Annotated in this window: 17 protein-coding genes and 1 pseudogene; 10 read left to right on the top strand and 8 right to left on the bottom strand. The window is 69.2% G+C overall.

Annotated features, from left to right (window positions below; genetic code table 11):
- Positions 1 to 34: 34 nt before the first annotated feature.
- Together ABIE21_RS01985 and ABIE21_RS01980 are read right to left on the bottom strand one after the other, a co-directional pair.
- The gene (locus tag ABIE21_RS01985; RefSeq protein ID WP_354023108.1) at positions 35 to 874 is read right to left on the bottom strand and encodes a hypothetical protein; all 840 of its coding nucleotides are present in this window, start codon (positions 872 to 874) and stop codon (positions 35 to 37) included.
- 77 nt (positions 875 to 951) lie between these two features.
- Complete coding sequence (locus tag ABIE21_RS01980; protein ID WP_354023107.1) at positions 952 to 2,373, bottom strand: FAD-binding oxidoreductase; 1,422 nt, start codon at positions 2,371 to 2,373, stop codon at positions 952 to 954.
- Positions 2,374 to 2,488: 115 nt separating this feature from the next.
- Between ABIE21_RS01980 and ABIE21_RS01975 the strand changes: the two genes are divergently transcribed.
- The 4 genes from ABIE21_RS01975 to ABIE21_RS01960 are packed head-to-tail and all read left to right on the top strand — an operon-like array spanning position 2,489 to position 5,818.
- Positions 2,489 to 4,000, top strand: a complete 1,512-nt coding sequence (locus tag ABIE21_RS01975) for a DNA-3-methyladenine glycosylase 2 family protein (RefSeq protein ID WP_354023106.1) — start codon at positions 2,489 to 2,491, stop codon at positions 3,998 to 4,000.
- Between the two features lie 21 nt (positions 4,001 to 4,021).
- Positions 4,022 to 4,546: a DUF6328 family protein gene (locus ABIE21_RS01970; protein WP_354023105.1), complete on the top strand. Its 525-nt coding sequence runs from the start codon at positions 4,022 to 4,024 to the stop codon at positions 4,544 to 4,546.
- Positions 4,543 to 5,562: a YihY/virulence factor BrkB family protein gene (locus ABIE21_RS01965; protein ID WP_354023104.1), complete on the top strand. Its 1,020-nt coding sequence runs from the start codon at positions 4,543 to 4,545 to the stop codon at positions 5,560 to 5,562. Before ABIE21_RS01970 ends, ABIE21_RS01965 begins: the two co-directional genes overlap by 4 nt.
- Positions 5,552 to 5,818, top strand: a complete 267-nt coding sequence (locus ABIE21_RS01960) for a DUF7218 family protein (RefSeq protein ID WP_354023103.1) — start codon at positions 5,552 to 5,554, stop codon at positions 5,816 to 5,818. Before ABIE21_RS01965 ends, ABIE21_RS01960 begins: the two co-directional genes overlap by 11 nt.
- A 36-nt stretch (positions 5,819 to 5,854) precedes the next feature.
- On the opposite strand, the gene ABIE21_RS01955 is transcribed toward ABIE21_RS01960, so the two are convergent.
- Positions 5,855 to 6,694, bottom strand: a complete 840-nt coding sequence (locus ABIE21_RS01955; RefSeq protein WP_354023102.1) for a Ku protein — start codon at positions 6,692 to 6,694, stop codon at positions 5,855 to 5,857.
- A 74-nt stretch (positions 6,695 to 6,768) separates the two neighbouring features.
- Between ABIE21_RS01955 and ABIE21_RS01950 the strand changes: the two genes are divergently transcribed.
- Positions 6,769 to 9,303 carry an ATP-dependent DNA ligase gene (locus ABIE21_RS01950; protein WP_354023101.1) on the top strand — a complete coding sequence of 845 codons (2,535 nt, stop codon included), beginning with the start codon at positions 6,769 to 6,771 and terminating at the stop codon, positions 9,301 to 9,303.
- A 9-nt stretch (positions 9,304 to 9,312) separates the two neighbouring features.
- Entirely contained in the window at positions 9,313 to 9,864 is a 552-nt protein-coding gene (locus ABIE21_RS01945) for a protoporphyrinogen oxidase (RefSeq protein WP_354023100.1), read from the top strand.
- Positions 9,865 to 9,891: 27 nt separating this feature from the next.
- On the opposite strand, the gene ABIE21_RS01940 is transcribed toward ABIE21_RS01945, so the two are convergent.
- Genes ABIE21_RS01940 through ABIE21_RS01930 form a run of 3 tightly spaced genes read right to left on the bottom strand, consistent with a single transcriptional unit; the run spans position 9,892 to position 13,029 of the window.
- On the bottom strand, positions 9,892 to 11,493 hold the full coding sequence (locus tag ABIE21_RS01940) for an aspartate ammonia-lyase (protein WP_354023099.1): 1,602 nt from the start codon (positions 11,491 to 11,493) through the stop codon (positions 9,892 to 9,894).
- Positions 11,494 to 11,551: 58 nt separating this feature from the next.
- Positions 11,552 to 11,755, bottom strand: a complete 204-nt coding sequence (locus ABIE21_RS01935; protein ID WP_354023098.1) for a hypothetical protein — start codon at positions 11,753 to 11,755, stop codon at positions 11,552 to 11,554.
- Positions 11,752 to 13,029, bottom strand: coding sequence for an inorganic phosphate transporter (locus ABIE21_RS01930; RefSeq protein WP_354023097.1), 1,278 nt, complete (start codon positions 13,027 to 13,029; stop codon positions 11,752 to 11,754). Before ABIE21_RS01930 ends, ABIE21_RS01935 begins: the two co-directional genes overlap by 4 nt.
- A 213-nt stretch (positions 13,030 to 13,242) precedes the next feature.
- Here ABIE21_RS01930 and ABIE21_RS01925 point away from each other — a divergent pair.
- From ABIE21_RS01925 to ABIE21_RS01915, 3 genes and pseudogenes are all read left to right on the top strand, one after another.
- A pseudogene (locus tag ABIE21_RS01925) lies at positions 13,243 to 13,353 on the top strand (DUF2510 domain-containing protein); the annotation flags it as partial.
- 18 nt (positions 13,354 to 13,371) lie between these two features.
- Positions 13,372 to 14,463, top strand: a complete 1,092-nt coding sequence (locus tag ABIE21_RS01920) for a hypothetical protein (RefSeq protein WP_354024425.1) — start codon at positions 13,372 to 13,374, stop codon at positions 14,461 to 14,463.
- Between the two features lie 132 nt (positions 14,464 to 14,595).
- Positions 14,596 to 15,918 (top strand): DUF2510 domain-containing protein, encoded by a 1,323-nt coding sequence (locus ABIE21_RS01915; RefSeq protein ID WP_354023096.1) that lies wholly within the window; start codon positions 14,596 to 14,598, stop codon positions 15,916 to 15,918.
- Positions 15,919 to 16,008: 90 nt separating this feature from the next.
- Here ABIE21_RS01915 and ABIE21_RS01910 read toward each other — a convergent pair whose 3' ends face one another.
- Together ABIE21_RS01910 and ABIE21_RS01905 are read right to left on the bottom strand one after the other, a co-directional pair.
- Positions 16,009 to 18,153 carry a DEAD/DEAH box helicase gene (locus ABIE21_RS01910; RefSeq protein WP_354023095.1) on the bottom strand — a complete coding sequence of 715 codons (2,145 nt, stop codon included), beginning with the start codon at positions 18,151 to 18,153 and terminating at the stop codon, positions 16,009 to 16,011.
- Positions 18,154 to 18,306: 153 nt separating this feature from the next.
- Positions 18,307 to 18,657, bottom strand: coding sequence for a DUF6804 family protein (locus tag ABIE21_RS01905; RefSeq protein ID WP_354023094.1), 351 nt, complete (start codon positions 18,655 to 18,657; stop codon positions 18,307 to 18,309).
- 131 nt (positions 18,658 to 18,788) lie between these two features.
- On the opposite strand from ABIE21_RS01905, the gene ABIE21_RS01900 reads away from it, so the two are divergent.
- On the top strand, positions 18,789 to 19,793 hold the full coding sequence (locus tag ABIE21_RS01900; protein ID WP_354023093.1) for a phosphodiesterase: 1,005 nt from the start codon (positions 18,789 to 18,791) through the stop codon (positions 19,791 to 19,793).
- Positions 19,794 to 19,809 lie beyond the last annotated feature (16 nt).

The raw sequence follows: 19,809 nt of genomic DNA, 5'->3' as shown, positions 1-19,809 counted from the left end.
CTGCCTGCCTGCCTGCCTGCCTGCCTGCCTGAACCTATGCCGCCTCGCGGGCCTCCGGCAACAGCACGATCGGAGCGGGCGACACACGCTGTTCGAAGTCGTCGCGGGCCCTCTGCGCGTCGGCGATCGGGTAGTTCGTCACCTCGATGTCGTCGAAGATGCCGCGGCGCACCTCGGCGAAGACGTCTGCCGAGGCGATCTGCGCCTGTCCGTTGGCGTAGCGCCAGCGGCGGGCGGCGAGGTAGTCGGCGGCGGTGACGACGACATCGGCCGAGGCCGCATCGTCGACCACGGTCGCGCCGAGGTCGAGCACCCAGGCGGTCACGAAGGCGTCTGCACCGGTCTCGTCGGCGGCCACCAGCACGCGGTTGCCGCGGCCCACGCTGTGCAGCTGCTTCACGATCGTGCGGGCCATCAGTCCGAGCGGCAGGTACGCCGCGGCGGCCTCGAGCGAGACGTCCTTCGGGAAGCCGATGAGCTCGCGTTCCGGAACCACGGTCGTGTTGACGGATGCCGGCGGGACGGCGAGACGGCCGGTGCCCTGCACGGGCGCCGCCTCGGAGAGCGTGGTGCGGTACGAGACGCGGTCGCCCGCGGCGAAGCCGCCGGCGTCGGGACCGACGGCCGAGACGAGGCCGGCGGCCTGGATTCCGAGCGAGCTGAGGCCGAGGGCGCCGATGCGCACCCGCACCTCGCCTGTCTTGGGGCGCGCGAGACCGTCACGCGTGCGGGGACGGGCGGTGGAGACACGCGGTGTGGAGACGCGCGGTGTGGTGACGTGCGGGGTGGAGACGTGCGTGCTTGTGGCGACTTGGCTCACGCGGGTGGTGCGAGCGTCGCTGTTGCGAGCGGGGTTCACGGGAGTTGGGCTCACTAGGGTCATACCTACAAAACGCTGTACCCCGTTTGGATATTCCTTCTACAAGCGTCGCCGTTGTCGGGTGAGCACCGCTACTCCGTCAGAGCACCGTGGGCCGCGGCATCCGCCGGTCGGCTCTCGTCGGCGACGGAGAAGAGCTTTCCCGGATTGAGGATGCCGCTCGGGTCGAAGACGCGCTTGATGTCGCGCTGCAGGTCGACCTGGTCGTCGCCCAGCTCGTCGCGCAGCCAGCGCTTCTTGAGAATGCCCACGCCGTGCTCGCCGGTCAGCGTGCCGCCGAGGCGCAGCGCGGTGACGAACATCTCGTGCGCCGCGGTCCAGACGTGCTCTGGCACGGCGAATCCGTCGTCAGCGCTTCCCTCGTAGACGAAGTTCGGGTGCAGGTTGCCGTCGCCGGCGTGCGCCACGGTCGCGATAGTCACGCCGTAGCGGGCGCTGATCTCGCCGATGGCGTGGAACATCGCGGGCAGCGTCGACCGGGGAACGCAGACGTCCTCGATGAGCACGGTGCCGCGCGCCTCCATGGCGGGGTGGAACGAGCGGCGCAAAGCCATGAGGCGGTTGCCCTCGGCCACGTCGGTGGTCAGCGTCGCGTCTCCGCCGAGAGAGCGGATGATCGCGAGGGCGCCAGTGGCCTCGGCGGCGGCACCCTCGCCGTCGGTCTGCACGAGCAGGAACGACTCGGCCCGCACCTCGATCCCGAGGTGTTCGGCGATGAAGCTCATGGCGAGGGGGTCGAGCAGCTCCATGATCGCGGGGCGCAGCCCCGACGCGCTGATGACGGAGGATGCGCGGGCCGCGGCCTCCACCGTCGGGAAGTACGCGCCGATCGTCGACGGCACACCCTGCGGCAGGCGTCGCAGCTTCACGGTCGCCTCGACGATGACGCCGAGGGTGCCCTCCGAGCCGATCATGAGCCCGACGAGGTCGAGCCCCGTGACGCCCTTGACGGTGCGATGGCCGAGCGACATCAGCCGGCCGTCGGCGAGCACGATCCTGAGCCCCAGCACCGACTCCCGAGTGACGCCGTATTTGGCGCAGAGCAACCCGCCGGCGTTGGTGGCGATGTTGCCGCCGACGGTCGAGATGGCGCGGCTCGCGGGGTCGGGGGCGAACCAGAGTCCCTTCGCCACGAGCGCCGCGTTGAGGTCGGCGTTGATAAGGCCGGGCTCGACGACGGCGATCTCGTCGTCCTCCGAGATCTCGAGGATCCGCGTCATGCCGAGGGTCGAGAGCACGATCTCGCCGTGGCTCGCGATCGCGGCGCCGGCGAGCCCCGTGCCCGCACCGCGGATGACGACGGGCGTGCCGGTCTCGGTGGCGATACGCATCGTCGCCTGCACGTCTGCGATGGTCGCGGCGTGAACGAGGGCGATCGGCGCCGACTCCGAGCGGTGACCGGAGCGGTCGAGCCGGCACGCCTCGAGCTCGTCCTGGTCGGTGGAGACGATGCTCCCGAGCTGGGACTGCAGAAGGGTCACGACGGTGTTCACCTCTACAGCCTAGGCCGGGCCGCGGCGGGCGGGCCTGAGAACGACGGTCCGACCGCCGGGAGGCCGTGTCCGAATCCCGCTAGTGTCTTCGGCTCGATGGTGCGACGCTGGAGGCATGGAAGCACTCTTCGCCGAACGGTACCGGGCCATGTCGTCGCGCGACGCACGATTCGACGGCCAGTTCATCACCGGTGTGCACTCCACCGGCATCTACTGCCGCCCCAGCTGCCCGGCGATGACGCCGCTCGCCCGCAACGTGTCGTTCTACCGCACGGCGGCGGCGGCGCACGAGGCGGGGCTCCGCGCCTGCAAGCGATGCCTGCCCGATGCCGTGCCGGGCTCCCCCGACTGGAACACGCACGACGACCTCGCGTCGCGGGCGATGCGCCTCATCACCGACGGTGTCGTCGAGCGGGAGGGCGTCGCCGGGCTCGCCGCGCGCCTCGGCTACACCACACGCCACCTCACCCGGGTGCTCGTCGCCGAGCTCGGCGCAGGCCCCCTCGCGCTCGCCCGCGCCCACCGGGCGCAGACGGCCCGCACACTCCTCGTGTCGACAGACCTCGCCATCGCCGACGTGGCATTCGCCGCCGGATTCTCGAGCATCCGGCAGTTCAACGACACCATCTCGGCCGTGTACGAGGCCACACCCAGCGCGCTGCGTTCGCGGCGCCGCGCGGCGCCGACCCACGCCGAGAAGGGGGCGGGTGCCGCCGCCGGGGAGGGCGTCACGGTCAGTCTGCGGCTGCCGGCCCGGCCGCCGTTCGACGGCGTCGGACTGCTGCGGTTCTTCGCCGACCACGCGGTGCCCGGCCTCGAGGTGGCGACGCCGCACTCGTTCACACGCAGGGTGCGGCTACCGCACGGCGTCGCCACGGTACGGCTGTCGCTCGACGTCGCGGACTGGGTTCGATGCGAAGCGCGGCTCGACAGCGTCGCGGATGTCTCGACCCTGGTCAACCGGGTGCGCAAGCTGCTCGACCTCGACGCCGACTCGGTCGCCATCGACGCCGCCCTCGCGGGCGACACGACACTCGCACCCCTCGTCGCGGCCCTTCCCGGGCTCCGACTGCCGGGAAGCCTCGACGCCGAGGAGACCCTCTTCCGCACCCTCGTCGGCCAGCAGATCTCCGTGCCCGCAGCGCGCACGGTGCTCGGCCGCATCACTCGCGAGCTCGGCGAGGCGGGGCCGTCTGATGAGCTCGGGCAGGGCGACGACGGGATGGGACTGTTTCCGACCGCCGAGCGGATCGCGGGCAGCGTCGGGGTCATCCGCGGTCCGCTCCCCCGCGTGCGCTCGATCCTCGGCGTCGCCGAGGCGGTAGCAGACGGCACGCTCAGCCTCGACGTCGGCACGCCCGTCGACGAGTTCACGGCACGCCTCGTCGAGCTTCCGGGTGTCGGCCCGTGGACGGCCGGGTACCTCGCCATGCGCATCCTCGGCAACCCCGACGTGCTGCTCGACAGCGACCTCGTCGTGCTGCAGAGCGCGGCCCTGCACGGACTCCCGTCGACGCGCCGCTGGATCGCCCTGCACGGCGTGCGCTGGGCGCCGTGGCGCAGCTACGTGACCATGCACCTGTGGCGCGCACGCGCAAGCGTCGCCGTCGGCGGCGGGGCGGGCTGAGCAAAGCAGTACGATCAACGGATGAGCGGCGACACACCCGACCCTGTCCGCACTCGAGCCGAACCCGGCACGCCCGAGCGCGTCGAGACCGAGACCGAGCGCCTCGAGCGCAACTGGTCCGAGATACTGCAGGAGCTGCGCGTGACCCAGACGGGCACGCAGATCCTCACCGGCTTCCTCCTCACCCTCGCCTTCCAGCCGCGGTTCGCCGATCTGAGCCAGCTGCAGATCGATGTGTACCTCGTGCTCGTCGTGCTCGCCGCACTCACGACCGCCCTCGCGCTCGCCCCGGTGAGCCTCCACCGCGCCCTGTTCCGGGAGGGTGCGAAGGAGAAGATCGTGATCCTCACCGACCGCATCCTCAAGGCGACGCTCGTGGGGGTGGCGCTCGTGCTCACGGGCACCGTCATGCTCATTTTCGACGTCGTCGTCGGCCCCGTCGCGGGTTTCGTGGCCGGCGGCCTCACCCTGCTCGTGATCGTCTTCTTCTGGGTGGGCCTGCCCGCTCTCGTGCACCCCAAGCGCGGCAGGTCGCCGCGGTCGTGAACACGACGCAGACCAGCCGCGGGATCGGCCGCGCGTCGTGGCGCTATGCGCTGCGGCGCGCCTGGCACGGCTTCGTGCGCCACCGCGGCATCGACTCGGCAGCGGCCCTCACCTTCTTCGCGACCCTCGCCCTGTTTCCCGGCGCCCTCGTCGTGGTCTCCGCGTTCGCGATCGTGCGCGACCGCGACCGCGCGGTCGAGAGCATCCTCTCGATCGTCGACGAGTTCGCCACCGAGTCGACGATGACGACGCTGGAGGCGCCGCTGCGGGAGTTCCTGAGCATCGAGAATCCCGGCATCGCCTTCGCGGTGGGGTTCGTGCTTCTGCTCTGGACGCTCTCCGCCTACGCCACGGCGTTCGGGCGGGCCATCAACTCCACCTACGAGGTCATGGAGGGGCGCCAGATCTGGAAGTTCCGCGGCCTCATGCTGCTCGTCACCATGCTCCTCCTGGTCGCGTTCGGAGCCATCCTGCTGATCCTGGTGACGACGCCGAGGGTCACGGCCGCCATCGCCGAGAACGTGGGTCTCGCCGAGCCGTGGATCACGGCGTGGAACATCGGAAAGTGGCCGGTGCTGGCGGTCCTCGCCGTAGTCGTCGCCGGCGTGCTCTACTACTTCACCCCGAACGTGCGCCATCTGCGCATGCGCTGGGTCTCCTGGGGCGCCGTCTTCGCCATCGTCACCTGGTCGTTCGCAACGGCGGGTTTCGCGCTCTACGTGGCCACGATCGGGCAGTACGACCGCATCTACGGCTGGCTGGGCGGCGGGATAGTGCTGCTGCTGTGGCTGTACATCACCAATCTCGTGCTCGTGCTCGGTGCGGAGTTCGACGCCGAGGTGGTGCGGCTGCGACAGCTGACATCCGGCGTGGCCGCAGAGGACACCATCCAGCTGCCGTTGCGCGACACCACTCGCAACCTCACACTCGCGAGGCAGCGAGCAGACGACGTGCGAGATGGCAAGGCGATTCGCGACGCCGCGGTCGCGGTGGCACAATCGCCGCATGCCGAATAGAGAGAACCCCAGCCTGAAGGATCCCGAGCTCTACGAGAAGCTCGTCGAGGAGGGAAACAGCAAGCAGAAGGCGGCCCGCATCAGCAACGCGGCGGCGGCGCGCGGCCGATCGGAGGTCGGCAGGAAGGGCGGCCGGTCGGGCGACTACGACGGCTGGACGGTGCCGGACCTCCGCGGCCGGGCGAAGGAGATCGGCCTCACCGGCTACTCCCGGCTCACCAAGGCGAAGCTGATCGAGGCGCTGCGAAACAGCTGAGCCCCCAACAGCTGAACCGGTGCCGGAAGGGGGCGGCTACCCCGCCGCCTTCGCCGATTTCTTCTTCGCGGGCGCCTTCTTCGCCGGCGCCTTCTTGGCCCGGCTCGAGTCCACGCTGCGGCGCAGCGCCTCCATGAGGTCGAGCACCTCGGCCTCCTTCTCCGGCTGCTCGCCGAAGGTCTCCTCGGTGCTCACCGCGTCGCCCTTCTTCAGTTTCGCCTCGATGAGCTGGCGCAGCTCGTCCTGGTAGTCGTCGCTGAACTTGCCCGGCGCGAAGTCCGACTCGAACGAGGCCACGAGGGCGTGCGACATCTCGAGCTCCTTGGCCGACAGGCGCACCCGCTCGTCGAGGGCGGGGAAGCTCGCCTCGCGCACCTCGTCGTCCCACAGCAACGACTGCAGCATGAGCACGTCGCCGCGAACGCGGAGGGCGCCGAGCCTGGTCTTCTGGCGCAGCGCGAAGTGCACGATCGCGGTACGGTCCGTCTCCTCCAGCGTGCGTCGCAGCAGCGCGTAGGCCTTGTTCGACTTCGAGTCGGGTTCGAGGAAGTAGCTGCGGTCGAACATGATCGGGTCGATCTGCTCGCTCGGCACGAACTCGACGACGTCGATCTCCCGGCTGCGCTCCTCGGGCAGCGACGCCAGGTCGTCCTTGGTGAGCACGACGGTGCGCTCGCCGTCGTCGTAGGCCTTGTCGATGTGCTCGAAGTCGATGATCTTGCCGCAGATCTCGCACCGACGCTGGTAGCGGATGCGCCCGCCGTCCTTGTCGTGCACCTGGTGCAGCGAGATGTCGTGGTCCTCGGTGGCGCTGTAGACCTTCACGGGCACGTTGACGAGTCCGAACGTTATCGCACCCTTCCAGATAGCTCTCATAACCCAAGTACACACAGGTGTGCGGCTCGGGGCAACGGGTGGCAGCGGATGCGGCATCCGCGCAGCATGGGGATATGACAGAAGAACACGTCGTCTCCGTCGACGGCCACCGCATCCGTCTCACCAACCTCGACAAGGTGCTCTATCCCGAGACCGGCACGACCAAGCGCGACGTGCTCGACTACTACGCCCGCATCGCCGACGTGCTCATCCCGCACACCGCGAACCGGCCGGCGACCCGCAAGCGCTGGGTGCACGGGGTCGGCACTGCAGACGAGCCCGGCCAGATGTTCTTCCAGAAGAACCTCGACGAGTCCACGCCGTCGTGGGTCAAACGGCGCACGATCGAACACAAGAACCACACCAACGAGTACCCGCTCGTGAACGACCTCGCCACCCTCACCTGGCTGGCCCAGATCGCGGCGCTCGAGATCCACGTTCCGCAGTGGCAGTTCGGCCGCACCGGAACGCAGAAGAACCCCGACCGGCTCGTGCTCGACCTCGATCCCGGCGAGGGCACGGGTCTCGCGGAGTGCGCCGAGGTGGCCCGGCTCGCCCGCGACATCCTCACCGGCATGGGGCTCGACCCGCTGCCGGTCACGAGCGGCAGCAAGGGCATCCACCTGTATGCGGCGCTCGACGGCAAGCAGACGAGCGACGAGGTGGCAGCTGTCGCCCACGAGCTGGCCCGCGCCCTCGAGGCCGACCACCCCGACCTGGTGGTCAGCGACATGAAGAAGACGCTGCGCCCGGGCAAGGTGCTCGTCGACTGGAGCCAGAACAACGGCAACAAGACGACGATCGCCCCGTACTCGCTGCGCGGACGCGCGCACCCAACCGTCGCGGCACCGCGCACCTGGCGCGAGCTCGCCGGAAAGAACCTCGCCCAGCTCGACTACACCGAGGTGCTCGCCCGGGTACGCCGCCGCGGCGACCCCCTTGCCGGGCTCACCGCCGGCCACCTCGCCTCCCTCGAGCCGACGCCCGAGCGCATGGCCGGCTTCGACCGGTTGGAGAAGTACCGCAGCATGCGCGACGACTCGAAGACGCCCGAGCCCGTGCCCGCGGCCGCCGCGCCCACCTCGGACGGCACGAGCTTCGTGATCCAGGAGCACCACGCCCGCCGGCTGCACTACGACTTCCGGCTCGAGCACGACGGCGTGCTCGTGAGCTGGGCGTTGCCGAAGGGGGTGCCGACCGAGAGCGGCGTCAACCACCTCGCGGTGCAGACCGAGGACCACCCGCTCGAGTACGGCAGCTTCGAAGGGCGCATCCCCGCCGGGGAGTACGGCGCGGGCGAGGTGACCATCTGGGACGCCGGGACCTACGACCTCGAGAAGTGGCGCGACGGCAAGGAGGTCATCGTCGTCCTGCACGGCGAGAAGCACGGCACCCACCGCTACGCGCTGATCAGCACGGCGCACGGCGGCGACAGCAAGAACCAGGAGAACAACTGGCTGATCCACCTGATGAAGGAGCAGCCGGGCGACGGCACCGGAGCGGCGGATGCCTCGGCTCAGGCCGCACCGAGCGGGAAGGAGCGCACCAGGGTCGGGGCCGACCGCGCCCGGCGCGACGCCTCCCGTCCGCCATCGCCCATGCTCGCCACCCTCGGGGCGGAGGCCGACATCGACGACGAGGGCGACTGGGCCTTCGAGATGAAATGGGACGGCATCCGCGCGGTAGCGGAGGTGAGGGGCGGGAAGGTGCGCCTGTTCAGCCGCAACGGCGTCGACATCACGGTCAGCTATCCCGAGCTGGTCGAACTCGCCGACGTGGTCGACGGCGACGCGGTGCTCGACGGCGAGATCGTCGCCCTCGACCGCACCGGTCGACCGAGTTTCGGCAGGTTGCAGGGCCGCATGCACCTGCGCAAGAAAGACGACGTCGACGCTGCGATGCGCGACATCCCGGTGCACTTCATGGTCTTCGACGTGCTCGAGGCCCACGGCGAGTCGCTCACCGGCGCTGAGTACACGCGACGGCGGGAGGCGCTGCGGTCGGTCGTCGGCGCGAGCGACCTCGTCCAGGTTCCGCCGGCGTTCGACGGCGACCTGGGCGCGGCCCTCGCGAGCAGCAGCGCTCTCGGGCTGGAAGGGGTCATGGCGAAGAAGCGCGACGGGCTGTACTCGCCGGGGATCCGATCGCGCACGTGGATCAAACTCAAGCACCACCTCGCGCAGGAAGTCGTCGTGGTGGGCTGGCGGCCCGGGCACGGCTCGCGGGCGCGCCGGGTGGGCTCGCTGCTCATGGGCGTTCCCGAGGGCGACGGCATCCGCTATGTCGGGCGGGTCGGCACGGGCTTCGACGAGAAGACCCTCGACGAGATGCTCCCTCGGTTGAAGAAGATGGCGCGCAAGACGAGCGCCGTCACCGACGTGCCCGCCGCCGACGCCCGTGACGCGGTGTGGGTCAGCCCGCGGCTCGTCGGCGAGGTCGAGTTCGCCGAGTGGACGCCGACGGGGCGGCTGCGTCAGCCCAGCTGGCGAGGCTGGCGACCCGACAAGGACGTGACACAGATCGTGGTCGAGGATCCGTCCGGGACGCTCGGCGCCGACGCACAGGCGGCGGCGGAATCGTCGGTCGCCGATGTGGGTGCCGGTGGCTAGGGTGGAAGCATGAAGCGCAAACTCCTCTTCCTGACCGGGCTCGCAATCGGATACGTCGTCGGCGCGAGGGCCGGCAGGGAGAAGTACGACAAGCTGCGGGCCGCGACCGAGCGCTACTGGCGTGACCCGCGCGTGACGAAGGTGCGCTCCGACGTCGAGTCGTACGCGCGCACCCAGGCTCCGATCATCCGCGACCGGGCAGGGGCCGCCGCGAAGGCCGCCCCGGGCGCCATCGCCGGCGCCGCGAAAGACGTCGCAGACAAGACCAGCACGCTCGCGAAAGACGTCGCCGACAAGACCAGCACGCTCGCCAGAGACGTCGCAGACAAGACCAGCACGACCGCGAAAGACGTGGCCGACAAGACCACGGCAACCGCGAAGTCGGTTGCGGGCCGGGTGACGGATGCGGCGGACGACGTGAAGGACCAGGTCGTGAAGACCGCGTCCGACCTGCGCGAGCGCGGCGAAGACGCGGTCGAGCGCGTGACCCTCAGCGTGAGCGAGGCGCGCGACCGCGCCCTCGACGTCGAGGACGACGAGGACGACCTGCCCTCGAAGTAGCCGCGCGCGTTCGCCGACCCTCCGCCGTTACGGGGTCGGGGGCGCCATCGGGCTCGACTCGGTCGGTCGTGACTCGGTCGGTCGCGAGTCGGCGGCGGCTCCGGCCTCGGTGTCGATGGTGGTGATCGCCGACGTGGTCGGGATCATCCCGCTGAGTCGCTCGGGCGACAGCACCCGGGCGACGTCGTCCTTCGACATCAGTCCGGCGGCGACCACGAGCTCCGCGATCGAGGCGTTCGTCGTGAGGGCGGTGTGCGCGAGGTTCGCCGACGCCGTGTAGCCGATGAAGGGCGTGAGCGCGGTCACCACTCCCACCGACGACTCGACCTGCTGGGCGAGCTTGGCGATGTTGGGCGTTATGCCGTCGACGCAGTTGACGCGAAGCGTGTAGCAGGCCTTCGTCATCCACGACAGCGACTGCAGGATCGAGTGCGCGATCACGGGCTCGAAGGCGTTGAGCTGCAACTGCCCAGCCTCCGCAGCGGCCGTCACCGTGGCATCCGCCCCGATGACGCTGAAGGCGACCTGGTTGACGACCTCGGGAATGACCGGGTTGACCTTTCCGGGCATGATCGACGAGCCGGCCTGGCGCGGCGGCAGGTTGATCTCGCCGATGCCGGCCTGCGGTCCGGAGCTGAGCAGCCGCAGGTCGTTGCAGATCTTGGAGAGCTTCACGGCGGCGCGCTTGAGGGTGCCGCTCACCGTCATGAAGATGCCCGCGTCGCTCGTGGCCTCGATCAGGTCGGGGGCGGTCTCCATCGGGATGCCGGTCACGCTGATCAGTTGCTCGCGCACCGCGTCGGCGTAGCGCGGGTCGGCGGTGATTCCGGTGCCGATCGCGGTCGCGCCCATGTTGATCTCGTTGAGCCACTTGATCGTCTCGCTCAACCGGTCGTAGTCCTCGTCGAGGGTGTGGGCGAACCCGCGGAACTCCTGACCGAGGGTCATCGGCACGGCGTCCTGCAGCTGCGTGCGCCCGACCTTGAGGATGTCGTTGAACTCGATCCCCTTGCGGTTGAAGGCCATCGTGAGCAGCCGGTGCTCGGCCAGCAGGCGGTGGATGCCGAACACCATGGCGAGCTTGATCGCCGTCGGGTAGACGTCGTTGGTGCTCTGGCTGCGGTTCACGTCGTCGATCGGGTGCAGGTGGGAGTAGTCCCCCTTCTTGTACCCCATGAGCTCGAGTCCGCGGTTGGCGATCACCTCGTTGGTGTTCATGTTGGTGCTCGTGCCCGCACCGCCCTGGATGACGCCGACACAGAACTCGCGGTGGAGGGCGCCGCTGATGATCTCCTCGCAGACACGGTCGATGATGTCGGCCTTCTCCTGCGACAACACGCCGATCTGCGCGTTCGCGCGTGCGGCCGCCTGCTTCACGCGGGCGAGCGCCCGGATCAGGTCGGGGTAGTTCGTGATGGCACGACGGGTGATCGGGAAGTTCTCGAGCGCCCTGGCCGTGTGGATGCCCCAGTAGGCATCGGCGGGGATCTCGAGCGACCCGAGAGAGTCGGACTCCGTGCGGGTCTCGCCGGTGGGGCGGGTCTCGCCGACGGCGTGCGTCGGGCTGGTTTCGTCGGGGATCGTGGTGTGATCCGTGTCGGCGAGAACGGTGCTCCTGGGTGTGGGCATCGATCAATCTCCTTTGACTGTTCGGTTGCGATTCTGCAGATCGTGCAGAGGGCTGATGTTACTGGTGAAAGTAGGGAATAACGAGGTAGACGCCGTAGAGAACGACGAGCGCGCAGATCGTGAAGCAGGCGATTCCGGCCGGGCGACGCCAGCCGTGCCCCGTGTCGAGGAGCCGCAGACCCACGGAGTAGAAGGTGACGACGAGGCAGGCGGAGACGAGGGTCGAGACGAGCACGACGAAGAAAGCGGGCCAGTCGATCATGCGCGGTCGCTCTCGTTCGTCGTGACGCTCTGGTTCGATGTGACGCTCTGGTTCGACGTGACGCTCTGGTTCGACGGGGAGTCTGAGGTGTGTGCTGCCACCTGCTGCTCGTCCGCCCTGCGCCTCTCGTCTGCCTTGCGCTGATTGCGGCCGCGCTTGGGCCGGATCAACACCGTCGGCTCGTCGTGGATGTTGCGGGAGTCGACTCGATTGCGCCGGGAGGAGAGGAAGATCCCGACGATCACACCGACGGCGACGACCGTGTCGATCACGACGCCCAGCGCACCGCTGAGGGCCACGACCGCGGCGAGGGCTCCGACGAGCCCCGCCGCGGGGATGGTGATGAGCCAGCCGACCCCGATGCGCCCGGCGGTACTCCACCGCACCGAGGCTCCCTTGCGGCCGATGCCGGTTCCGATCACCGAACCGCTCGACACCTGGGTCGTCGACAGGGCGAACCCGAGGTTCGAGGAGGCCAGGATGGTGGCGGCGGTGGATGCCTCGGCCGAGAAGCCCTGGCCGGGCTCGATCTCGGTCAGACCCTTGCCCATTGTGCGGATGATCCGCCAGCCGCCCGTGTAGGTGCCGATCGCGATGGCGAGCGCGCACACCGCGATGACCCAGAACTCCGGTCCGGAGCCGGCGGCCTGGAACCCCCCGGCGATCAGGGTGAGGGTGATGACGCCCATCGTCTTCTGCGCGTCATTGGTGCCGTGAGCGAGCGAGACGAGCGACGAGGTGAAGATCTGGCCGTGCTTGAACCCGTTGCGCTGTCTCTTCTTGGTGATGCCGTACACGATCTTGGTGGCCAGAAAGGCCACGAGTCCCGCGGTGAGCGGAGCCAGCAGGGCGGGCAGCACGACCTTCGACATAAGCACCGAGAAGTCGACCGCGCCGAAACCGGCGCCCACGATCGCCGCGCCGATGAGACCGCCGAAGAGGGCGTGACTCGAGCTGGACGGGAGCCCCAGCAGCCACGTGGTCATGTTCCAGAGCGTGGCGCCGATGAGCCCGGCGAAGATCATGACCGGCGTGATCTGGATTCCGCTCTCGCCCTCCTTGATGAGGCCACCGGAGATGGTGCGGGCGACCTCGGTCGACAGGAACGCTCCGACGAGGTTGAGCACCGCCGCGATGGCCACCGCCGCCTTGGGCTTCAGAGCGCCCGTGGCGATGGGCGTCGCCATCGCGTTCGCGGTGTCGTGGAAGCCGTTGGTGAAGTCGAAGAAGAGAGCCAGCACGATGACCAGCACAACCATTAACTGCATGTCCACTGTCGATGATTGTAGCGGTGAACGGGAGGTGTACTTAAAGGAAACTGTCGACGCGCAAAGTGACCACGCCGATCTGTACCCCGTTTCGCGGCGTCAGCACCCCCGGCATTGGGGGTGCCTCGACAAGGTGAGAAATGATGCACTTGGGTTTGTCGGTTCCCTATACTCGGGAACAAGTCGGAAGATCAGGCTTTCGAAAAGGGGAACAACAACGTGGCACAAGACGATCTGTTCGGGGCGCCAGCGGGATGGTATCCAGACCCTCTGGGGCTGCCACAACTTCGCTGGTGGAACAATCACGCCTGGACCGAGCAGACCTCTGCCGCTCGCCAGCCGATGGTCATGCAGGACACGAAGTTCGCATGGGCCGACGACGAGCTCCCCACACGTCGCGAGGAGCGCGAGCGGGAACGCCAGCGGGACGAGCGCGCACCCACACGACCTGCTCAGCCCACCGCGGCAACCCTGCGTGAGCTCGAGCCTCCCCGCGCCTTCACGAAGATCGACGACACCGCGGCACCCAGCGAACCAGACGCCGGCTACCAGGCCTTCTACGAGCAGCCGTCGGAGTTCGGCGGCCAGCCGAACGCCGCTCAGCAGCCCAGCACCCAGTCCTACGCGCAGCCGACGCAGGCCCAGCCGTCCGCGGATCAGGCTCGTCCGTCGTTCGATTCGCTCTTCGACCCGGCTCCCGCCGCGGCCGGCCCCGTCTCGGAGGAGTCCCTCGACGCCCTCTTCGGGGCCAGGACCGAGAACTCAACCCCGTCGCGCCGATCGACCGACCGCGGCACCACGACCGCGAGCGCCCGCCGCGGCGACCCGCTCGTGAGCACCGCTCCCGCGTGGATCATCGCGATGATCCCCCTGTTCCAGCTCGTGCTCAGCCTGCTGCTGCTCACCGCGCTGGGCATGGGAAGCAACGTGGCCGTGTTCCTCGGCATCCTCACCGTTCCCTACCTTCTGGTGATCGCGCTCGCCTACGCCGACTACCGCATGCTTGGCAACCAGGGAATCGAGCGGCCGGCCCACTGGGCATGGGCGTTCCTCACCGCGCCCGTCTACCTGCTCGCACGCGCTCGCGCCGTCATCAGGGAGTCCGGCCACGGAATCGGACCGGTGCTCGTCTGGTTCGGACTGGGCGCACTGCACCTGGCCTCCGTCGTGGCCATCCCCGGCCTGCTGATCGCCATCCTCCCCGGAGTGTTCACCTCCCAGCTGGAGGCGTCGGTCGAGGGTGACGCGCTGCTCATCAGCGGCGCCGAGATGAACGTCTCGTGCCCCGCCACTCCCCCCGTTCTGTTCGGCGAGCAGACCGTCTGCGACGCCGTGAGCTCGAGCGGCAAGAGCTCCGAGATCTCCGTCAGCCTCGAACGCGCAAACGGCTGGATCGAGTGGCAGGTACTCGACTGGGGCGTCTGGGGCATGGAGAACTAACAGGGCGTGGTGTGGGCTCGTGCCCACGAACCGAACGTAAACAAAAGTATCCCTAGGCTTTTGCGATCCGGACGGGCTAGTGTGATGAACGCCTTTCGAGTAACCCGAAACCTGAAAGTGTAGTCACCCGATATGACCGAATTCACGCACCCCACCATCCCTGCGGGGTGGTATCCCGACCCGCGCGGCCTTCCGCAGCGCCGCTGGTGGGACGGCTCGTCCTGGACGCACGCTCTCGAGTCGCCACCCGCGCCCGCGGCGAGCCCGGCCGCACCCGCGTACGCCAGCATGCCCGGCCCGAGCGTTCGCAGGGTCCCCTCGCCGAATGCCCCCACCGTTCGCCACGCGATCAAGGCCGAGGCATCCGCGAACGACTCCTTCCCCACCCGCCGTCAGCTCCGCGACGCAGCGGCCGTGCTCGAACTGCAGAAGCAGCTCACCGAGCCGCGGGAGCACGACTCGGGGGGCTCCGGCGACGGCGCTCCCAGCTACGCCATGGGCCCGGCCGTGTCGGCCACCCAGAAGCCCCAGGCGTCGTTCTCGATCGAGCAGTTCCGCACCGTCGCCACACAGGCGCCGACGGAGAACGTCACGAAGGAGGCCGCGGAGTTGACCAAGTCGCCGGCGATCTCCACCGCGGCATCGCTCACCGGGGCCCCGCCGCGCGCCGTCGCGCAGACGCTCGCTCCCGTGAAGGCCGCCACTCCCGCGAGCGCCTTCGCCCAGACCCACACCTTCACTCCCGCGGCGCGCGCCGTGACCGAAGAGGCGGCCCAGGCCGCGGCCGTGGTCTCCCCGACCTCGACCCCGCATGCGGCGCAGGCAGCGCAGGCAGCGCAGGCGAACCCTGTGGCCGCACCGGTCCGCGCGCCCGCCGCGCCGGTCACCGCCGCCACCTCGGTCATCCCCCGTCAAGAGCCCGTCGTCACCGACTCGGCCGCCGCCTCTGCCTTCGTGCCGGTCATGCGCACGGGCGCCGCCACGCCGCCGGCCACCATTCCCGACGACATCGAGTACCGGCCGTTCGGCATGACGCCGCGCATCACGACGGGCACCGTGGAGCCGCCGACCCACGTCAACACCGGGTCGGTGTGGATGCTGACTCTGATGCCGTCCATCCTGTTGGGCGTCGTTGTCGCGCTGTCGATCCTCGCCCCCGGGTTCTACTCGCCGTTCATCCTCGGCGGGCTCGTGTTCGTGTTCGCGATGGCGTCCCTCGCCCTGGCCATCAGCGATCGCCGCCAGCTCGTGCAGCGCGACCACCAGACGACGGCGTCTCCCGCGTGGACGCTGCTGACCCCGCTCGCCTACCTCGTGGCACGCGCGGTGCGCACTCGCCAGCAGGCCGGACGCGGGTGGGCGCCCGCCGTGGTGTTCCTCCTGCTCAACGCCGCCGGCGCGGCCGCGGTCGTTCTCACGCCGATCGACCTGATGGGTTTCGCCGCGGCGCTGTAACCGGCCGCGGTGCTGTAACCAGCCGCGGCGCTGTACCCCGGGGCGAGGGGCGGCTGCGGCCGCCGACGCGCGTCGGCGGCCTACCGGAACCTAGTCGTCGAGGGCGTCGCGCAGCAGGCTCATCAGTGCCTGCAGCTGGATGTTCGACTCCGCGGTGATCTCCTCGTCGGATCCGTCGAGCGCGCGGGCGGCGAGCCCGGCCTTGGAGTCGATGAGCTCGGCGATGCGAGCATCGATCGTGTGGGCCGCGATGATGCGCCAGGCGGTCACGGGCAGCGCCTGCCCGATGCGGTGCACGCGGTCGATTGCCTGCGTCTGCTCGGCACTGGTCCAGCTGAGCTCGGCCAGGACGACGTTCGAGGCGGCCTGCAGGTTCAGCCCGACGCCCGCCGCGGTGAGCGATGCGACGACGACCGAGACCTCCGGGTCGGTGGCGAAAGCGTCGATGGCGGCCTGACGGGCCTTCGGCGACTGGTCGCCACGGATCGAGACGCTCGTGAGCCCCACCTTCGCGAAGTGCGCCTCCGCGGCGTCCATCACGTCGATGTGCTTGGCGAAGAACACGACCTTGCCCACGTTGCGGGCGAGCTGCGCGGTGTAGTCGGCGGCGAGCCCGGCCTTGGCCTGACCGATCTTGCGCACCATGGTGAAGACGTTGTCTCCCGTGCCCGCGCCCTTCGACTCCTCGAGCTCGGCGTGGGCGACGACGCGGATGAGGTCCTCGACGTCGGCGTCGGGCTTGAGCGCCCGCACCCGGCGGTAGGTCGCCATGAGGCGAGCGGTGAGCGCGGCCTCGGCGGCGCGGATGGTGCGCCCGAGGTCGTCGTCGAGTTCGACGGGGATGTCTGCCACCCGGCGTGCGGGGATGTCGGCCGCGACATCCACCTTCTTCCGTCGCACGATGCCCATGTCGATGACCGCCTGACGCGCCTCGGAGAAGAACCCGAAGTCGGCGGGGGTGAGCCCGGTGTCCTCGAGCTTCTCCATCAGCGTGGAGAGCGGCTTCTTGTCGTCGATCCAGCCGAGGAACTGCCAGATGGCGCGGAAGTCGTCGATGTCGTTGATGAGCGGCGTGCCGGTGAGCGCCATCATGAGCGCCCTGGGCTGAGCGGCGCGGATGCTGCGGCTGAGGGTCAGCACGTTCTTGCTGCGCTCGCTCTTGAGATTCTTGATGAAGTGCGCCTCGTCGACGACCATGCCTTTGAAGCCGAAGCGTCCGAGCCAGCCGACGTGCCGGTCGAGCACCTCGTAGTTGACGATGACGACGTCGCTGAACGCGTCGACGTCTTTGCCGTCGCCGTGCACGACGGTCGCCGTGCGCCCCGGGGTCCACAGTTCGACCTCGCGCGCCCAGTTGGTCTTGACCACGTTGGGAACGACGACGAGCAGCGGGTAGGAGTTCGAGACGGATGCGGCAAGGAGGGCCTGCGCGGTCTTTCCGAGACCGGGCTCGTCGGCGAGGAGGAAGGTGCGGTGGCCGCGCTTGACCTCTTCGACGAAGCGGGCCTGATGGCGCATGAGCTCGGTTCCGCCCGGGGTGACGAGGCTCTGCGCCTCGGGCAGCTCCATGCTGGCCGAGCCGCCGCCCGCCCCGTACTCGAACGCGCGGAAGAGGGGCTCGATGAGCTCCCAGTTGCCGAGGCGGTTGACCTGCACGGGTTTCGGCTGCAGTGCGCTGAAGTCGGGGGCCAGGAAGGGGTTCGACATCTGCATCTGACGCACCGACTGCGGCACGACCTGCTTCTCGACGGTCTTGTCGACGGGCTTCGGCTCTGTCGTGATGATGAGCTCGTCTGGGCTGAGCTCCACACCCGCGGCGAGGAGCAGGTCACGGCGCAGCGCCTTTGCTGCCGCGGTGACGGGCGCGTCCTCGGCGAGCATGGCGATCAGGCTGGTGTCGCGGGCTGCGGTCTTGGCGAGGATGCCGGCGAGGCCGTCGAGGCGTTTCTGCTCGTTGGCGCGTTCCGAGTCGGTCAGCGTCGGGTCTTTCTTGACTCGCGCGCGCTCCTCGCGCAGCAACAGCGCTGCGACCTGGAACCGGGCGCGGTTGGCCGGCTTGAGCGGGCCCTTCTGCACCGCCGTCTCGACCTCGCGTGCCGCACGGGCGAGCACCGGGATGACGCCGGCGTCGTCGCCGCCGCGTGCCCGACGCTGCTGCGTCGATCGTCGGGCGGTCGCTGTGCCGTTCGACTGTCGGTCGTTCTGGCGCCGTTGGCGCTGGCCCTGTTCGGCCATTGTTCTCCTCGTGCCCGGGTCGTCTCGCGATCGCGGGACTATCGCTGGTGCGGTCGGCGCCCGTTCGAGTTGTCCAGACCCAGTCGCGATGCGGCTGGTGGGTTCTAGGTGCGTTACGCCCATCTTAGGCGATACGCGAGCATGTCCCGGTAATCAGCGCCTATTTCGGTCTTCGGGGTTGCGCACCTTGATGCGGATACCCGCTGCGATGAAGATCAGAGCGGCGACGTACTGCATGCCGAGCCACACGTCGTCGGGGAATTCGATGGGCACGACAGGGTTCCAGGCGATCACGATGGGGGCGAGCCCGATGATCCACCACCACTGCTTCGCGTTCCAGGCGAAGACGATCACGATGAGCGCGAGGATGCTCGCGACGTAGCGGATGACCGTGAACGTGTCGGACTGCACGAGGGCGACACCGGCGAGCAGCGCGAGAGCCCCGAGAATGCCCGGTGCGAGCGCCGGGCGGGTGAACTGTGGTGTGGGGTACGACGCGCTCATCTCCCCTGAATCCTACCGTCGGCCCCCGGCTCGCAGATTCCGAGACGATCGTTCGCTTTTTTTCCGCTATTTTCCGACCCGCCAGCCCGCGTTTACCGTTTGTCCAGCAAACCTCTGATGGAATGGGCTGCATGAGCCTCCGAACGGCTGAATACTCTCGGCCGGACCACTTCATACTCCATCTCAGCGACACGCACTTCGTGGCTGAGGGCCCCCTCTACGGATCCGTCGAGAGCGAGCGCAATCTGCGTCAGCTCTTCGACGAGTTGGAGGCGTCGGGCGGCAGGCCGGAGGCCATCGTCATCACCGGCGATCTCGCCGACAAGGGCGACCCGCTCGCCTACCAGCAGCTCAAGTCGATCCTCGAGCCGGCTGCGGCCAGGCTAGGCGCCCAGGTGGTGTGGGTCATGGGCAACCACGACGACCGGGGCGCGTTCCGCACCGAGCTCCTCGACCAGGGCCACCTCGGCGCAGACCAGCTCGCGGCGCCCGTCGACCGGGTCTACGACGTGAACGGACTGCGCATAATCTCGCTCGACACCTCCGTGCCCGGCCATCACTACGGCGAGATCACGAGCGCACAGCTCGACTGGCTCGCCGAGGAGCTCAGCACGCCCTCACCCGACGGCACGATCCTCGCACTGCACCACCCGCCTATCCCGAGCGTGCTCGACCTCGCCGTGCTCGTCGAGCTGCGCGACCAGTCGGGGCTCGCGGAGGTGCTGCACGGCTCCGACGTGCGCAGCATCATCGCCGGCCACCTGCACTACTCGTCGACGGCGACTTTCGCGGGAATCCCCGTGTCCGTGGCATCCGCCACCTGCTACACGCAGGACCTGAACGTGCCAGTGGGCGGCACCCGCGCCCGCAACGGCGCGCAGGCCTTCAACCTCGTGCACGTCTATCAGGACACGGTGCTGCACTCCGTCGTGCCGCTGGGCGTCCACGCCCCCGTGAGCTACGTGAGCGCCGACGAGACGACCGCGATCCTGCGCCGCGAGGGAGTGCGGATCGCGCCGGCCACGGCGCACGCCATCGACGAGGAGACCGTTCTCACCGTGCCGATCGACATCATCCGCGCGGTGGAGCTCGACGCGACCCTCGACGCAGAGCGTGTCGTCGCGCCCCTGAAGTAGCGCGCTAGCCGACCTG

The sequence above is a fragment of the Conyzicola nivalis genome (genome assembly GCF_040548875.1).
Taxonomy (GTDB): domain Bacteria; phylum Actinomycetota; class Actinomycetes; order Actinomycetales; family Microbacteriaceae; genus Conyzicola; species Conyzicola nivalis_A.
The sequence above is the reverse complement of the archived record's forward strand: the minus strand, read 5'-3'. Positions and strand labels throughout refer to the sequence as shown.

Coding starts and splice junctions, on each gene's coding strand:
- ABIE21_RS01975 (WP_354023106.1), top strand. CDS start 2,489: ATGGAAGCACTCTTCGCCGAACGGTACCGGGCCATGTCGTCGCGCGAC.
- ABIE21_RS01970 (WP_354023105.1), top strand. CDS start 4,022: ATGAGCGGCGACACACCCGACCCTGTCCGCACTCGAGCCGAACCCGGC.
- ABIE21_RS01960 (WP_354023103.1), top strand. CDS start 5,552: ATGCCGAATAGAGAGAACCCCAGCCTGAAGGATCCCGAGCTCTACGAG.
- ABIE21_RS01955 (WP_354023102.1), bottom strand. CDS start 6,694: ATGAGAGCTATCTGGAAGGGTGCGATAACGTTCGGACTCGTCAACGTG.
- ABIE21_RS01950 (WP_354023101.1), top strand. CDS start 6,769: ATGACAGAAGAACACGTCGTCTCCGTCGACGGCCACCGCATCCGTCTC.
- ABIE21_RS01945 (WP_354023100.1), top strand. CDS start 9,313: ATGAAGCGCAAACTCCTCTTCCTGACCGGGCTCGCAATCGGATACGTC.
- ABIE21_RS01940 (WP_354023099.1), bottom strand. CDS start 11,493: ATGCCCACACCCAGGAGCACCGTTCTCGCCGACACGGATCACACCACG.
- ABIE21_RS01935 (WP_354023098.1), bottom strand. CDS start 11,755: ATGATCGACTGGCCCGCTTTCTTCGTCGTGCTCGTCTCGACCCTCGTC.
- ABIE21_RS01920 (WP_354024425.1), top strand. CDS start 13,372: ATGCAGGACACGAAGTTCGCATGGGCCGACGACGAGCTCCCCACACGT.
- ABIE21_RS01915 (WP_354023096.1), top strand. CDS start 14,596: ATGACCGAATTCACGCACCCCACCATCCCTGCGGGGTGGTATCCCGAC.
- ABIE21_RS01910 (WP_354023095.1), bottom strand. CDS start 18,153: ATGGCCGAACAGGGCCAGCGCCAACGGCGCCAGAACGACCGACAGTCG.
- ABIE21_RS01905 (WP_354023094.1), bottom strand. CDS start 18,657: ATGAGCGCGTCGTACCCCACACCACAGTTCACCCGCCCGGCGCTCGCA.
- ABIE21_RS01900 (WP_354023093.1), top strand. CDS start 18,789: ATGAGCCTCCGAACGGCTGAATACTCTCGGCCGGACCACTTCATACTC.